Source organism: Streptomyces fulvoviolaceus (assembly GCF_000718165.1).
GTDB classification, from domain to species: domain Bacteria; phylum Actinomycetota; class Actinomycetes; order Streptomycetales; family Streptomycetaceae; genus Streptomyces; species Streptomyces fulvoviolaceus.
In genome coordinates this window covers 53,778-68,618 of sequence record NZ_JOEY01000017.1, presented here as the reverse complement: position 1 = coordinate 68,618, position 14,841 = coordinate 53,778, and the positions used below count along the sequence as shown (strand labels likewise).

Genomic DNA, 14,841 nt, shown 5'->3' with positions numbered 1-14,841 from the left:
CGTGACTGAACTGATTCCGGCACCTCGCAGCGTCGTCGCCGGTTCCGGCGAGGTGCGGCTGACAGCGCACTCGCAGCTCTACGCCGGCACCGCGACGGAGGGCGTCGGCCACTGGCTGCGCACCGTCCTGTGCCAGGCCACCGGCCTGCCGCTGCGCGAGGGGTGGGAGCTCGACGACACCGAGGGCGACGGCATCGGGCTCCAGCTCGACCCCGGACTGGGCCCCGAGGAGTACCGCCTCGTCAGCGACCCGACCGGCGTCCTCATCGAGGGCGGCAGCGCGGCCGGTGTCTTCTGGGGCGCCCAGACACTGCGTCAGCTCCTCGGCCCTGACGCGTATCGCAGGGCCCCGCTCGGTCGCGACCGCACCTGGGCCGTGCCGCACGTCACGATCGAGGACGCGCCCAGGTTCGGCTGGCGCGGCCTCATGCTCGACGTGGCCCGGCACTTCATGCCCAAGGACGGAGTCCTGCGCTACCTCGACCTGATGGCCGCGCACAAACTCAACGTCTTCCACTTCCACTTGACGGACGACCAGGGCTGGCGCGTCGAGATCCAGCGGTACCCGAAGCTGACCGAGACCGGTTCCTGGCGATCACGCACGAAATTCGGCCACCGGGCCTCCCCGCTGTGGGAGGAGAAGCCGCACGGTGGCTACTACACCCAGGACGACATCCGGGAGATCGTCGCCTACGCCGCCGAGCGGCATATCACCGTCGTCCCCGAAATCGACGTACCCGGCCACTCGCAGGCCGCCATCGCCGCGTACCCGGAACTCGGCAACACCGACGTCATCGCTGCATCCATGGAAGGCGCGCCCTCCCTCTCCGTCTGGGACACCTGGGGCATCTCTCCGAACGTACTCGCCCCCACTGACAACACCCTGCGCTTCTACGAGGGGGTGTTCGAGGAACTCCTCGACCTGTTCCCCTCGGAGTTCATTCACGTCGGCGGTGACGAATGCCTCAAGGACCAGTGGCGGCAGTCGCCCACCGCACAGGCCCGCATCAAGGAACTCGGGCTCGCGGACGAGGACGAGCTGCAGTCCTGGTTCATCGGACACTTCGACAAGTGGCTCACCGCGCGCGGCCGCAGGCTCATCGGCTGGGACGAGATCCTGGAGGGCGGGCTGGCCGACGGGGCGGCCGTGTCCTCGTGGCGCGGCTACCAGGGCGGGATCGCGGCCGCGCGGGCCGGCCACGACGTCGTCATGTGCCCCGAGCAGCAGGTGTACTTGGACCACCGGCAGGCCCCGGGCGCGGACGAGCCGGTCCCCATCGGCTACGTCCGCACCCTGGAGGACGTGTATCGGTTCGAGCCCGTTCCACCGGAGCTGACTTCGGCGGAGGCGGCGCACGTCCTCGGCGCGCAGTCCAACGTGTGGACCGAGGTGATGGAGGACCCCGCGCGCGTGGACTACCAGACGTTCCCGCGGCTCACGGCCTTCGCCGAGGTGGCCTGGAGTGCCTTGCCCGCCCCGGCGGAACGGGACTTCGGCGACTTCGAGCGGCGGATGGCCGCCCACTACCGCCGACTTGACGCCCTGGGCGTCGCCTACCGGCCGCCCGCGGGGCCGTTGCCGTGGCAGCGGCGCCCCGGGGTGCTCGGTCGCCCGATCGAGGGGCCGCCCCCGAACAGGTAGGCCTCCTGAACGGGCATGTGTCCGAACAGATACGGAAAAAGACCCCAAGAGTCACCGAAGAGTGTCAATCGACATGCGCCGGTGATGCCGTACCAAAACGGACCATGTCCCAGGTGAGGCGGGCGAATGCCTCCTAGTGGACCCCTGTCTTCGCGTGTTGCGAAGATGTGCCAGAGTTGCCACGTCCGCCCTGTCAGCACGTACCGTACGGCAGCACAGGTGGGACCAGGTGGGGCAGCGGGAAGGGGTAGCCGGTTTGACCACGCACGCACCGCAGGCGGCGCAGTCCGTCACGCTGCCCACAACGCTGGACGAGGCCGTGGCGGCACTCGCCGCCGTGCCCGCCGCCGTGCCCGTCGCGGGCGGCACCGACCTGATGGCCTCCGTCAACTCCGGTCAGCTCAGGCCCGCCGCACTGGTCGGCCTCGGCCGGATCAGCGAGATCCGCGGCTGGCAGTACCAGGACGGGCACGCCCTGCTCGGCGCGGGCCTCACCCACGCGCGGATGGGCCGCCCCGACTTCGCCGCCCTCATCCCCGCCCTCGCCGCCTCGGCCCGCGCCGCCGGTCCGCCGCAGATCCGCAACGCGGGCACCCTGGGCGGCAACATCGCCTCGGCGTCCCCCACCGGGGACGCGCTGCCCGTGCTGGCCGCCCTGGAGGCGACGCTGATCATCGCGGGCCAGGGCGGGGCCCGCCGCGAGGTGCCGGTCTCGCACCTGCTGGCCGGCATGGAGATGCTGCGCGCCGGCGAACTCATCGGCTACGTGCGCGTGCCGCTGTTGCACGCGCCGCAGGTCTTCCTCAAGGCGACCGGCCGCACCGGTCCCGGGCGCGCGATGGCCTCCGTCGCCCTGGTCCTCGACCCCGCCCGGCGCGGAGTCAGGTGCGCCGTCGGAGCCATAGCGCCGATGCCGCTGCGGCCCCTGGACGCCGAGCAGTGGGTCGGCCGGCTCATCGACTGGGACAACAACCGGGCGATCGTCCCGGAGGCGCTCACCGCCTTCGGGGAGTACGTCGCCGCGGCCTGCATCCCCGACCCGGCCCCGGCCGAGGACGGCTCCGTACCGCAGCATCCGCCCGCCGTACTGCACCTGCGGCGCACCGTCGCCGCGCTGGCCCGACGAGCACTGGGGAGGGCACTGTCATGAGCGACGACCAGCACGGAGAGGGCACGCCCAGGAGCGGGGGCCGCTGGGACCCGCTGCCCCAGGGCGACTACGACGACGGCGCCACCGCCTTCGTGAAACTCCCCGAAGGAGGCATCGAGGCCCTCCTCGCCTCTGCCGACCCGCTCGCCGCACCCGGTCACGGCTATGTGCCCCCGCCGATAACGGTCACACCCGCCACCGGGACCGACGACCCGGCGGCCACGGGCACCTGGGCCGTGCCCGCCGACGGCGACCGGTGGCCCGACCCGAACGCCGTGCCCCAGGAGCAGACCGGGCACGACTCGTTCGCGTACAACCCCGCGGCCACTCAGCAGTGGAACGTCGAGGAGACCGCGGCGGCGCCGGGCCACGACGTGACCGGACAGTGGTCGATCCCCGTCGCCGGCGGTGACATCCCGGATGAATCGGGCGAGTTCACCACCTCCTCCCTGGTCGAGCAGTGGGGCGGCACCCCGCCGGCCACGCTCCCCGGCGGCGCGGCCGCGCCCTGGGCGACGGAGGCGGCGGGGCAGCCGTGGGGGCAGGAGCCGCCCGCGGAGGAGCCCGCGCACGAGCAGCCCGCGCCGGCGGCCCACCTGCACACGGCACCCGCCGACCCGGCGTCCCACACGCGCGTGGAGCCCGTTCCGGCCGAGCACGAGCCCGAGCAGCCGCGAGCGCACGAACCCGAGCAGCCCGCCGAACCCGTCGTGTCCGCCGTAGCGGCCTCACGGGCCCCGCACAGCGCCGGTGAGGCGGCCGAGGAGGCCTCGGGTGCTCCGGAGGTCGTTGAGGACGCTGAAGAGGCCGCTGAGCCTTCTGCGGAGCCCGAGGCGGAAGCCGCCGAGGAGCACGACGACACGCCCGCGCCCACCGGCGAGGAACACCCCCTCGCCTCCTACGTGCTGCGCGTCAACGGCGTCGACCGTCCCGTCTCCGACGCGTGGATCGGCGAGTCGCTGCTCTACGTGCTGCGGGAGCGGCTCGGCCTCGCGGGCGCCAAGGACGGCTGCTCGCAGGGCGAGTGCGGGGCCTGCAACGTCCAGGTCGACGGACGGCTCGTCGCCTCCTGCCTGGTGCCGGCCGTGACCGCCGCCGGCAGCGAGGTCCGCACGGTCGAGGGTCTGGCCGAGGACGGACAGCCCTCGGACGTGCAGCGGGCGCTCGCCCGGTGCGGTGCCGTGCAGTGCGGCTTCTGCGTGCCGGGCATGGCGATGACCGTGCACGACCTCCTGGAGGGCAACCCGGCGCCGTCCGAGATGGAGACCCGCCAGGCGCTGTGCGGCAACCTGTGCCGCTGCTCCGGCTACCGGGGCGTGGTCGAGGCCGTCAAGGAGGTCGTCGCCGAGCGCGAGGCCCACCACGCGGCCCCCGACTCCGAACAGGACGGCGACGAGGCCCGTATTCCCCATCAGGCGGGCCCGGGAGCAGGCGGCGTCAACCCGTCGGCGTTCGAAGCCCCGGGCCCACCGGGAGCGCCGAACCCGCATGAGCAGGCGTACGGACAGGACGGAGGCCAGGCGTGAGCAACGAAGCCGCCACCGCGACCACCCCCGCGGAGGCAGCACCCGCCCCCGAGCCGATCCCGCACGGCCTCGGCGTGTCCTTGCGGCCGGCCGACGCGCGCGCGAAGACCGAGGGCACCTTCCCGTACGCGGCCGACCTGTGGGCCGAGGGCCTGCTGTGGGCGGCCGTCCTGCGCTCCCCGCACGCGCACGCGCGCATCGTGTCCATCGACACGACTCACGCGCGTGAGATGCCCGGCGTCCGCGCGGTCGTCACGCACGAGGACGTGCCGGGTTCCGCCCACTACGGCCGCGGCAGGGCCGACCGCCCGCTGTTCGCCTCCGAGGTCGTACGGCACCACGGCGAGCCCATCGCGGCCGTCGCCGCCGACCACCCCGACACCGCGCGCATGGCCGCCGCCGCCGTCATCGTCGAGTACGAAGTACTCGACCCGGTGACCGACCCGGAGCAGGCCTTCGAGGCCGAGCCCCTGCACCCCGACGGCAACCTGGTCCGGCACATCCCGCTGCGGCACGGCGACCCCGACGCGGCCGGCGAGGTCGTGGTCGAGGGCCTGTACCGCATCGGCCGCCAGGACCCCGCCCCCATCGGTGCCGAGGCCGGCCTCGCCGTGCCCCGCCCCGACGGCGGCGTCGAGCTCTACCTGGCCTCCACCGACCCGCACACCGACCGCGACACGGCCGCCGCCTGCTACGGCCTGGAGCCCGAGCGCGTGAAGGTCGTCGTCACCGGTGTCCCCGGTGCCACCGCCGACCGCGAGGACCAGGGCTTCCAACTCCCGCTCGGCCTGCTGGCGTTGAAGACGGGCTGCCCGGTGAAGCTCACGGCGACGCGCGAGGAGTCCTTCCTCGGCCACGCCCACCGCCACCCGACCCTGCTGAGATACCGCCACCACGCCGACGCCGAGGGCAAGCTGGTGAAGGTCGAGGCGCAGATCCTGCTCGACTCGGGCGCCTACGCCGACACCTCCTCGGAGGCGCTGGCCGCCGCGGTGTCGTTCGCCTGCGGCCCGTACATCGTCCCGAACGCCTTCATCGAGGGCTGGGCCGTACGCACCAACAACCCGCCCTCCGGCCACGTACGCGGCGAGGGCGCGATGCAGGTGTGCGCCGCCTACGAGGCGCAGATGGACAAGCTGGCGAAGAAGCTGGGCATCGACCCGGCGGAGTTGCGCCTGCAGAACGTCCTGGCCACGGGAGACGTCCTCCCGACCGGCCAGACCGTGACCTGCCCGGCCCCGGTGGCCGAACTCCTGCAGGCCGTACGGGACTTCCCGCTCCCGACGCTGCCCAAGGACACCCCCGAGGACGAGTGGCTGCTGCCCGGCGGCCCCGAGGGCGCGGGCGAACCGGGCGCGGTGCGCCGGGGCGTCGGCTACGGCCTGGGCATGGTGCACATGCTCGGCGCGGAGGGCGCGGACGAGGTCTCCACGGCGACCGTACGCGTCCAGGACGGCGTGGCGACGGTGCTGTGCGCGGCCGTCGAGACCGGCCAGGGCTTCACCACTCTGGCCCGCCAGATCGTCCAGGACACGCTCGGCATCGACGAGGTCCACGTGGCCCCGGTCGACACCGACCAGCCGCCGGCCGGCCCGGGCTGCCGCGGCCGCCACACGTGGGTGTCCGGCGGCGCGGTGGAACGCGCGGCGAAAATGGTCCGCACGCAACTGCTCCAGCCCCTGGCGCACAAGTTCGGCATGTCCACGGAGCTGCTCCAGATCACCGACGGCAAGATCACCTCGTACGACGGGGTCCTGTCGACGACCGTGACCGAGGCGATGGACGGCAAGGAACTCTGGGCCACGGCCCAATGCCGCCCGCACCCGACGGAACCCCTGGACGAGACGGGCCAGGGCGACGCCTTCGTGGGGCTCGCCTTCTGCGCGATCCGCGCGGTGGTGGACGTCGACATCGAACTGGGTTCGGTACGCGTGGTCGAGCTGGCGCTCGCCCAGGACGTCGGCCGGGTGCTCAACCCCGCCCAGCTGGAGGCCCGCATCGAGGCGGGCGTCACGCAGGGCGTGGGCATCGCGCTGACCGAGAACCTGCGCTCCGCGCGCGGGCTGATCCGTCACCCGGACCTGACGGGTTACGCGCTGCCGACGGCCCTGGACGCGCCGGACATCCGGATCGTCAAGCTCGTCGAGGAACGTGACGTGGTCGCCCCCTTCGGGGCGAAGGCGGCCAGCGCGGTGCCGGTCGTGACCTCCCCGGCGGCCATCGCCGCGGCCGTACGGGCCGCCACGGGCCGCCCCGTGAACCGGCTGCCGATAAGGCCGCAGGCAGCGGTGGTGACAGCACAGTGAGCGCACCGGAACCGGATCCGCCGCGTTACGAACCGCCGCCCAGTGTGGGTAAGTTGGCGATCTGGATCCTGCTGTTCGTCGTGGCGGCGATCGTGGTCGTGCTGGGCGGCGTGTACTTCGCGTGACGCGTGAGGTGCTGCGTGGAGTGGTGCTTGTCACCGGCGTGATGGCGGCCGGGAAGTCGACGGTGGCGCAGGCGCTGGCCGAGCGGCTGCCGCGGGCGGCACACGTGCGTGGGGACGTCTTCCGGCGGATGATCGTGACGGGCCGCGAGGAGTATCTGCCGGGGGCTTCCTGGGCCGATGAGTCCGTGGCCCAACTCCGTCTGCGGTACCGGCTGTCGGCGGCGACGGCGGACGCGTACGCCGAGGCCGGGTTCACGGCGGTCGTGCAGGACGTGGTGCTGGGTGAGGACCTGGGGGCGTACGTAGGCTTGGTGCGCACTCGTCCGCTGTACGTCGTGGTCCTGGCGCCGGGTGCCGATACGGTCGCCGCCCGGGAGGCGGAGCGGGCGAAGACGGGCTACGGCGCCTGGACGGTTCCGGAACTGGACGGGGTGCTGCGGGAGTCGACGCCGCGCATCGGCCTGTGGCTGGACAACTCCGCGCTGACGCCGGGGGAAACGGTGGACGCGATCGTGGCGGGAAGGGAACGCGCGAGGGTGCTCTGACGTCTCTCCTGGTACGGGGGCGTTGTCAGTGGTGGCGCGTAGTGTTCTGGGAAGTGGGGGACGAGCGCGGGGTCCTGACGGATCGGCCGTGCTGTGCCGTGCCCCGCACGGGGACCGTGAGCGAAAGCACATGCGGGGGAACCATGAGCACGATCGAAGCCGCTGTCGCGGCGATTGTCCTGACCGAGAACGAACTGGATCCGTACATCACACACGCGTCGACACGCCGCTGGCTCAGCGGCCCCGGACTTCCGGGTGACAGCGACCTGTTCACCTTCGCCGAGCTGCGCCGCGACTGCCTGCGGACGGTCGAGGACCCGACGGGCGACCAGTTGGTGATAGGTGCGCTGACGGACCTGGACGGGCTGGAGACGGAGTCGGTCCTTCTGGACGGCACGACGGGGGAGATCTCGACGACGTCCTTCGTCTACGAACGCTCCGAGCTGATCGACCGCACCCCGCTGGCGCCGTCGCTGCCCACCTTGGTGCGTTTCGCGACGGCGACGGACGAACTCCGGGACCTGCGCGGTCAGTTCGCCTCCTACGCCGGCCGCTTCGGTCCTACGGCGGTGGAGGAGGCGTCGCGCCAGCTGCAGACGGTGTTCGCGGAGGGCACGGGCGGCGAGGTACCGGCGTTCTGGAAGATCGCGGCCCTGATCCGCCCCCTGGCCCTGGTGGCGGGCCCCGGCACGGACTCGGAGCTGGCCCTGGACCTTCCGTCCCGCCTCCTGGACCAGGAGTTCGGCCGCGGCAAGGTGATGCGCTACGAGGACATCGACTTCCCCTTGACCCTCACCCACGAACCGACCCGCCGCTTCCTGCGCGAGACGGGTCTGCCCGAGGACGGCATCCTCTTCCACCTGGACCCGGACGCCCCGCTGGCGACGCTGGCGGAGCTGTACCCGGAAGCCCTGGTGCCGAGGTCCGCCCACCTGATCCGCCTGGGCGATCTCCAGGAGAACAACAGCCTGGTGGTGGACGGCGAAACGGGCGCGATCCTCAACTGGAGCGAGCCCGACGCCACCCTCTACCCCCTGAACACGGACATCTCCACCCTCGCCTTCACCCTCTGGCTCCTGCACCGCGAGCGGACGATAGACAACGCCCTGAACCACGAACTCACGGGCGACCTCTACGCCCAGGTGGCCAAGACGATGCTCCAGGTCCTCTCGACGATCGACCCGACGGGGACGACGACGGACGCCGACTGGCACTACTGGACGGAGCTGTTCCAGGACGAGGCGGGAGGGGTGCTCTGAGGCGTGGAAAACATCGTGATCCGCGTCGCCCAGCCCAGTGACCTGGCCGCCGTGGCCGATCTCCGATGGCGGTGGGTCGCAGAGAACGGCAACAGCCCGGATCCGGCTCCGGTCGAACGCGACGAATTCGTACGGCACTTCGTAGCCTGGGCGAAGGAGAACGCGTCCTCGCACCGGTGCATGGTCCTGGTCCGCGACACAACGATCATCGGCATGGCCTGGCTGGCGGTCCTCCACCGCGTGCCGGCCCCACACGCCCTGAACCGGGCCTCCGGCGACTTGCAATGTGTGTACGTCATACCGGAGGCCCGAGACACCGGCCTCGGCGGCCGCCTCATCGAAGCGACGCTGGCCGCGGCCCACGAACTGGGCCTGGAGCGAGTCACCGTCCACTCCTCACCCCGAGCGATACCGGCCTACGCCCGCCACGGCTTCGAGCCGTCGACACGGCTCCTCCACGCCCACGTGGCCAGGACGACGTCGTATCCCTGACCCACACGGGAAGAGTCTGTGAGCATGGAGTTCTTCTGCTACCACCGCGACCGGCCGGGCTCTGTCCCTTTGCGCGAGGAACTGCTGGAGGAGCACTGGTCCTACATGGACCGGTACGCGAAGGAGCTGATCGCCCGCGGCCCGACCTTCGCCGCCGACGGCGAGACACTCACCGGCAGCGTGCACATCGTCGACCTGCCGGATCCCACCGCCGCCCGAGCATTCGTCTTCGACGAGCCGTGTTACCAGGCCGGCGCATACCGGGATGTCCTGCTCCGCCGCTGGCACAACAAGCTGGGCCGCACGATGTGGGACTTCCCCGGCGGCCGTACCGGCGGCAACCGTTACCTGGTCCTGGGCCTCGGCGCAGGCGAGCCCGCCGACCTCGCCGTACCGCCCGCCGGGGACGACCTGATCGCGTACGGCCCACTGCTGTCCGACGACGGCAACACCTGGCTGGGCACGGCGGCACTACTCCGGGCCCCGGACCCGGCCTCGGCCCGCGCGGTCCTGACTGCGGACCGGTACGCCGACATAGAGGTCCACGACTGGGAGTTCGGCGGGCGGCGCTGAGGAACCGGGGAGGCGGACGGATCGCACCCCCACGCGATCAAACTGGGGGAACGCGACTCTCCCCGGGGCCCTGCCCGTTAGCGTGACGGGCATGACGGAAACCTCTTTCTGGGACTTTCCCGCGGACGCGGGTGTTCTCCGCTACGGCGAATACAGCCTCACCATCGTCCACCCCGGATCCCCCACGGAAGCGGTCGATCTCCCCGCTCGTGATCGGGTCGCGGCCCGTCGATTCGCCGAATCCTTCGGCACCATCGACACGATCCTCGAAGACCTGGGCACTGTCCCTGCGACCGATGACGTGGCCGCCGGCACCCGAGCCGACCTGGAACTGGTCCGCGTCGGATGCTGGGGCGGAGTGGTGGAGATCATCGACCCCGCCCTTGGACACACCGCGGACGACTTCCCCGTCCTGGAGCTGACAGAAGAACTCCACAAGAATCTCCCGGACGCGGTGATCATCGCCGCGTGCACCATCGACGACAGCACCACCCATGGAGCCTGGGCGATCTTCCACCCCAGCGGTACGAAGCTTCTGGCATCGGGCCGTCACGACCAAGAAGACGACTGGTACGTGGAAGGAGAGCCGCAAGCCGTCATCGACGCGTTCGGCATCACAGGCGAGGCCCTGGCGCAGGAAGGCATCCACCTCGACGAGCCCGACCACACCTTCCCCTGGGACGCGCTGACCCAACTCGCCCTCGAACGTGTCGCCCCTCTCAACCATGACGGCCGCGCCATGTCCGTGTTCCGTGTCCGCCACACCGAAGACGCCACTTCGATCATGCAGGAAGCGTGGCTCGAAGAGTAAAGCTCCGACCAGGCGTGCCAGGTCAAAAAGGGGCGGCACCCCATCGGAGGTGCCGCCCCTTTTGTTCTGCCTGGTCAAGACGTTGGAGGCCGTGGCGGGAATCGAACCCACGTAACTCGCTTTGCAGGCGAGTCCCTAAACCACTCGGGCACACGGCCGGGTCGGTGGAGCGTGGTGCTCCGGGCCGAACTCGGTGGAATGACCGTAGGGCGGGGCAGGGGCACGACTCAAGGGAATCGCGGGTGCCGCAATGGGACTGCCATACGCCGTTCATGAATGGGCCGCGATGCCCTCGTGGGCGTACGACCAAGGTCTCAGTCCGTGCCCGCCTCCCGACAGGGGCCAAACCGCCCCGTGGCCCTTACGCTGGCGACCATGGCCGCCCTCGACACCACTCCTGACCTGCCCACCGAGCACGAGGAGGGCGTGTTGGGGCGTTCCTATCGGGCGCTCAGTATCGGGATCGTGTCGGTCGTGCTGTTGATCGCGTTCGAGGCGACCGCCGTCGGGACGGCGATGCCCGTCGCGGCGCGGGAGTTGGACGGGGTGTCCCTGTACGCGTTCGCGTTTTCCGGGTACTTCACGACGAGTCTGTTCGGGATGGTGCTGGCCGGGCAGTGGTCGGATCGGCGGGGGCCGCTCGGGGCGGTGACCACCGGGATCGGCGCCTTTGCGACTGGGCTGCTGTTGTCCGGGACGGCTACCGCGATGTGGCTGTTCATTCTCGGGCGGGCCGTGCAGGGGCTCGGGGGCGGGCTGGTGATTGTTGCCTTGTACGTCGTCGTCGGGCGGGCCTATCCCGAGCGGTTGCGGCCGGCGATCATGGCCGCGTTCGCCGCCAGTTGGGTTGTGCCGTCCATCGTCGGGCCGTTGGCGTCCGGTGCCGTGACCGAGCACCTCGGGTGGCGGTGGGTGTTCGTCGGGATCCCGGTGCTCGTCGTCTTTCCGCTGGCGCTCGCGTTGCCGCAGATACGGCGGCGGGCGGCCGGGGCGGTGGACCACGCGGCGGACCACGCGTCGTTCGACCGGCGGCGCATTCGGCTCGCCCTCGGTATCTCGCTCGGTGCGGGGCTGCTGCAGTACGCCGCCCAGGACCTGACCTGGCTCTCGCTCGTCCCCGGTGTCGCCGGTGCCGCGCTGCTCGTGCCGGCCGTGCTCGGGCTGCTGCCGCGCGGTACCTACCGGGCCGCCCGCGGACTGCCCTCCGTCGTGCTGCTGCGCGGGGTCGCCGCGGGGTCCTTCATCGCCGCCGAGTCCTTCGTGCCGTTGATGCTGGTCACCCAGCGGGGGCTGTCGCCGACGCTCGCCGGGTTCTCGCTCGCGGCGGGCGGGGTGACGTGGGCGCTGGGGTCGTGGGTGCAGTCGCGGGCGCGAGTGGAGCCGTACCGGGATCGGCTGATGACGTTCGGGATGGTGCTGGTGGCCGGTGCCATCGCCGCCGCGCCGAGCGTGCTGATCGACTCCGTGCCCGCCTGGAGCCTCGCCGTGGCCTGGGCGTTCGGGTGCTTCGGGATGGGGTTGGTGATCTCCTCCACCAGCGTGCTGCTGCTGCAGCTCTCCGCCCCGGAGGAGGCCGGCACCAACTCCGCCGCCCTCCAGATCTCCGACGGGCTGTCGAACGTCGTCCTGCTCGCGATCGGGGGTGCGGCCTTCGCCGCGCTGGGCGGCGGCACGGTGAGTCACGCGGCGACCGAGGCGTCCGGTTCGCATCCGGCCGCCTTCGCCGCTGTGTTCCTGCCGATGGCGGGGGTGGCGTTGGTGGGGGCGTGGGTGACTACGCGGCTGCGGGAGGCGTAATTCGGTCGTGAGCGTGTGATCGGGTGCCTAGGCTCTGGGCGCATGCACGAGCTCACTCTTCACCTCGACCCCGCCGCCGGGCAGGCCCTCGAAGACCTCGCCGACGCGTGCGGCCGCCCGCCGGAGGACATCGCACGGGAGGCCGTGGACAGGTATCTCCACGAAGAGAGCACGCTGGTGCGGGCTGTCGGCGAGCGGATCGCGCGGGAGCACGCCGACCTGCTGAGGAGGCTCGGCGAATGAGGCGGATGAGAGGAACGACCCGCCACCTCACCGTCGTCGAGGTCACCGCCCTCGCCGAGGTCGCCTTCGGCGGACGTGCCCCCGAGGCCCGGGAACCCGGACTGCTCGCCTCCGCCGTACATCGCCCGCGCGCCCGCATGTTCGGTACGGCGGCCTACGACGACCTGCACGAACAGGCGGCCGCCCTCCTGCACGCCATCGCCACCAACCACCCCCTCGTCGACGGCAACAAGCGCACCGCCTGGCTCGCTGCGGCGACCCTTCTCGGCGTGAACGGCGTCGACCTCGCCGACGTCGACCAGGACGCGGCGTACGCGCTGGTCATCGACGTGGCGTCCGGCACCGAAGGCGAAGTGGCGGCGATCGCGGGACGGCTGCGCGAGCTGTGACGTGGATCCCACCCACGGGTTACCCGGGCTTGTCTGCGCGTTGACACGAAAGCGGCGCCGGTAGGGTGGCCCGGTTGTCATACCCAGCCCAACCGTCTGACCCCTTCACCGAGCCGAGCCGCCCGACCCACCAAACGGAGACCGTGACTACCACCGCCGCCTCCTCCCATCACCTTTCCCCGGCCTTCCCCGGCCGCGCCCCCTGGGGCACCGCCAGCAAGCTGCGTGCCTGGCAGCAAGGGGCGATGGAGAGGTACGTCCAGGAGCAGCCGCGTGACTTTCTCGCCGTCGCCACCCCCGGCGCCGGCAAGACGACCTTCGCGCTGACCCTCGCCTCGTGGCTGCTGCACCACCATGTCGTGCAGCAGGTGACCGTCGTCGCGCCGACCGAGCACCTGAAGAAGCAGTGGGCGGAAGCAGCGGCGCGGATAGGGATCAAGCTCGATCCCGAGTACAGCGCGGGGCCGCTCGGCAAGGACTACCAGGGTGTCGCCGTCACCTACGCCGGTGTCGGCGTACGGCCCATGCTGCATCGCAACCGTGTCGAGCAGCGCAAGACCCTCGTCATCCTCGACGAGATCCACCACGCCGGTGACTCCAAGTCCTGGGGCGAGGCCTGCCTGGAAGCCTTCGAGCCCGCCACTCGGCGGCTCGCGCTCACCGGTACGCCCTTCCGGTCCGACACCAATCCCATCCCCTTCGTGACGTACGAGGAGGGGAACGACGGGATCCGTCGGTCCGCCGCCGACTACACCTACGGGTACGGCAACGCGCTCGCCGACCACGTCGTCCGGCCCGTCATCTTCCTTTCCTACAGCGGCAACATGCGCTGGCGGACCAAGGCGGGGGACGAAATCGCCGCGCGGCTCGGCGAGCCCATGACCAAGGACGCCATCAGCCAGGCGTGGCGTACGGCCCTCGACCCACGCGGCGAGTGGATGCCCAGCGTGCTGCGCGCCGCCGACCAGCGGCTCACCGAAGTGCGGAAGGGCATCCCGGACGCCGGCGCCCTCGTCATCGCCTCCGACCAGGACTCCGCCCGCGCGTACGCCAAGCTGATCCGCGAGATCACCGGCAGCAAGGCGACCCTCGTCCTCTCCGACGACACCGGTGCGTCCAACAGGATCGACAAGTTCAGCGAGAGCAACGACCGGTGGATGGTCGCCGTGCGCATGGTGTCCGAGGGCGTGGACGTGCCTCGGCTCGCCGTCGGGGTGTACGCCACCACCATCTCCACCCCCCTCTTCTTCGCCCAGGCCGTCGGGCGTTTCGTGCGTTCGCGGCGCCGTGGCGAGACCGCCTCCGTCTTCCTCCCGACCGTCCCCGACCTCCTCACCTTCGCCAACGAGATGGAGGTCGAGCGCGACCACGCCCTCGACAAGCCGAAGAAGGACGGCGAGGAGGACCCGTACGCCGAGTCCGAGAAGGAGATGGAGGAGGCGAACAAGGAGCAGGACGAGGACACCGGCGAGCAGGAGCAGTTCGCCTTCGAGGCGCTGGAGTCCGAGGCCGTCTTCGACCGGGTGCTGTACGACGGCGCCGAGTTCGGCATGCAGGCGCACCCGGGGAGCGAAGAGGAGCAGGACTACCTCGGGATTCCGGGGCTGCTCGAGCCCGACCAGGTGCAGCTCCTCCTCCAGAAGCGGCAGGCCCGGCAGATCGCGCACAGCCGTAAGAAGCCGGACGAAGAGGCCGACCTCCTCGAGTTGCCCGCTGAGCGGCGGCCCGTCGTCTCGCACAAGGAGATGATGGAGCTCCGCAAGCAGCTCAACACGATGGTCAGTGCGTACACCCACCAGAGCGGCAAGCCGCACGGGGTCATCCACACCGAGCTGCGGCGCGTGTGCGGCGGACCGCCGAGCGCCGAGGCCACGGCCGGGCAGCTGCGGCAGCGGATCGCCAAGGTCCAGGAGTGGGCCACGCGGATGAAGTGACGCCCGCCTCCTAAAGGGAGGGGGCGTGCACCGCAGCGTGTGCGCTCTG

The 14,841-nt window shown here is 71.3% G+C and carries 14 protein-coding genes and 1 tRNA gene; 14 read left to right on the top strand and 1 reads right to left on the bottom strand.

Annotation, left to right across the window (positions count from 1 at the left end; all coding sequences use genetic code 11):
- Position 1 precedes the first annotated feature (1 nt).
- From IG08_RS0119855 to IG08_RS0119810, 10 genes are all read left to right on the top strand, one after another.
- A complete protein-coding gene (locus tag IG08_RS0119855; RefSeq protein ID WP_030603945.1) occupies positions 2-1,642 on the top strand; it encodes a beta-N-acetylhexosaminidase in 1,641 nt (546 codons plus the stop codon).
- A 256-nt stretch (positions 1,643-1,898) separates the two neighbouring features.
- Positions 1,899-2,792, top strand: coding sequence for an FAD binding domain-containing protein (locus tag IG08_RS0119850; RefSeq protein ID WP_030603942.1), 894 nt, complete (start codon positions 1,899-1,901; stop codon positions 2,790-2,792).
- Complete coding sequence (locus IG08_RS0119845; RefSeq protein ID WP_030603940.1) at positions 2,789-4,318, top strand: (2Fe-2S)-binding protein; 1,530 nt, start codon at positions 2,789-2,791, stop codon at positions 4,316-4,318. The genes IG08_RS0119850 and IG08_RS0119845 overlap by 4 nt, the downstream gene beginning before the upstream one ends.
- Entirely contained in the window at positions 4,315-6,624 is a 2,310-nt protein-coding gene (locus tag IG08_RS0119840; protein ID WP_030603938.1) for a xanthine dehydrogenase family protein molybdopterin-binding subunit, read from the top strand. Before IG08_RS0119845 ends, IG08_RS0119840 begins: the two co-directional genes overlap by 4 nt.
- Entirely contained in the window at positions 6,621-6,749 is a 129-nt protein-coding gene (locus tag IG08_RS62505) for a hypothetical protein (protein ID WP_261723875.1), read from the top strand. The genes IG08_RS0119840 and IG08_RS62505 overlap by 4 nt, the downstream gene beginning before the upstream one ends.
- 11 nt (positions 6,750-6,760) lie before the next feature.
- On the top strand, positions 6,761-7,294 hold the full coding sequence (locus IG08_RS0119830; protein ID WP_030603936.1) for an AAA family ATPase: 534 nt from the start codon (positions 6,761-6,763) through the stop codon (positions 7,292-7,294).
- Between the two features lie 143 nt (positions 7,295-7,437).
- Positions 7,438-8,553, top strand: a complete 1,116-nt coding sequence (locus IG08_RS0119825; RefSeq protein WP_030603934.1) for an SUKH-4 family immunity protein — start codon at positions 7,438-7,440, stop codon at positions 8,551-8,553.
- Positions 8,554-8,556: 3 nt separating this feature from the next.
- Positions 8,557-9,045: a GNAT family N-acetyltransferase gene (locus IG08_RS0119820; RefSeq protein ID WP_030603932.1), complete on the top strand. Its 489-nt coding sequence runs from the start codon at positions 8,557-8,559 to the stop codon at positions 9,043-9,045.
- 24 nt (positions 9,046-9,069) lie between these two features.
- On the top strand, positions 9,070-9,618 hold the full coding sequence (locus tag IG08_RS0119815) for a YciI family protein (RefSeq protein ID WP_030603930.1): 549 nt from the start codon (positions 9,070-9,072) through the stop codon (positions 9,616-9,618).
- 91 nt (positions 9,619-9,709) lie between these two features.
- The gene (locus tag IG08_RS0119810; protein WP_158812259.1) at positions 9,710-10,429 is read left to right on the top strand and encodes a DUF6333 family protein; all 720 of its coding nucleotides are present in this window, start codon (positions 9,710-9,712) and stop codon (positions 10,427-10,429) included.
- An 83-nt stretch (positions 10,430-10,512) separates the two neighbouring features.
- Here the strand turns inward: IG08_RS0119810 and IG08_RS0119805 are convergent.
- Positions 10,513-10,587 (bottom strand) — tRNA-Cys (locus tag IG08_RS0119805).
- A 217-nt stretch (positions 10,588-10,804) separates the two neighbouring features.
- Between IG08_RS0119805 and IG08_RS0119800 the strand changes: the two genes are divergently transcribed.
- The 4 genes from IG08_RS0119800 (at position 10,805) to IG08_RS0119785 (ending at position 14,792) form a co-directional block, all read left to right on the top strand.
- Positions 10,805-12,226, top strand: a complete 1,422-nt coding sequence (locus tag IG08_RS0119800) for an MFS transporter (RefSeq protein ID WP_030603926.1) — start codon at positions 10,805-10,807, stop codon at positions 12,224-12,226.
- 42 nt (positions 12,227-12,268) lie between these two features.
- Positions 12,269-12,469 (top strand): ribbon-helix-helix domain-containing protein, encoded by a 201-nt coding sequence (locus tag IG08_RS0119795; protein ID WP_030603925.1) that lies wholly within the window; start codon positions 12,269-12,271, stop codon positions 12,467-12,469.
- A gap of 5 nt (positions 12,470-12,474) precedes the next feature.
- Complete coding sequence (locus IG08_RS0119790; RefSeq protein WP_030603922.1) at positions 12,475-12,858, top strand: type II toxin-antitoxin system death-on-curing family toxin; 384 nt, start codon at positions 12,475-12,477, stop codon at positions 12,856-12,858.
- 143 nt (positions 12,859-13,001) lie between these two features.
- Entirely contained in the window at positions 13,002-14,792 is a 1,791-nt protein-coding gene (locus IG08_RS0119785; RefSeq protein ID WP_030603919.1) for a DEAD/DEAH box helicase, read from the top strand.
- Positions 14,793-14,841: the final 49 nt, after the last annotated feature.

Coding starts and splice junctions, on each gene's coding strand:
- IG08_RS0119800 (WP_030603926.1), top strand. CDS start 10,805: ATGGCCGCCCTCGACACCACTCCTGACCTGCCCACCGAGCACGAGGAG.
- IG08_RS0119795 (WP_030603925.1), top strand. CDS start 12,269: ATGCACGAGCTCACTCTTCACCTCGACCCCGCCGCCGGGCAGGCCCTC.
- IG08_RS0119825 (WP_030603934.1), top strand. CDS start 7,438: ATGAGCACGATCGAAGCCGCTGTCGCGGCGATTGTCCTGACCGAGAAC.
- IG08_RS0119790 (WP_030603922.1), top strand. CDS start 12,475: ATGAGAGGAACGACCCGCCACCTCACCGTCGTCGAGGTCACCGCCCTC.
- IG08_RS0119845 (WP_030603940.1), top strand. CDS start 2,789: ATGAGCGACGACCAGCACGGAGAGGGCACGCCCAGGAGCGGGGGCCGC.
- IG08_RS0119815 (WP_030603930.1), top strand. CDS start 9,070: ATGGAGTTCTTCTGCTACCACCGCGACCGGCCGGGCTCTGTCCCTTTG.
- IG08_RS0119810 (WP_158812259.1), top strand. CDS start 9,710: ATGACGGAAACCTCTTTCTGGGACTTTCCCGCGGACGCGGGTGTTCTC.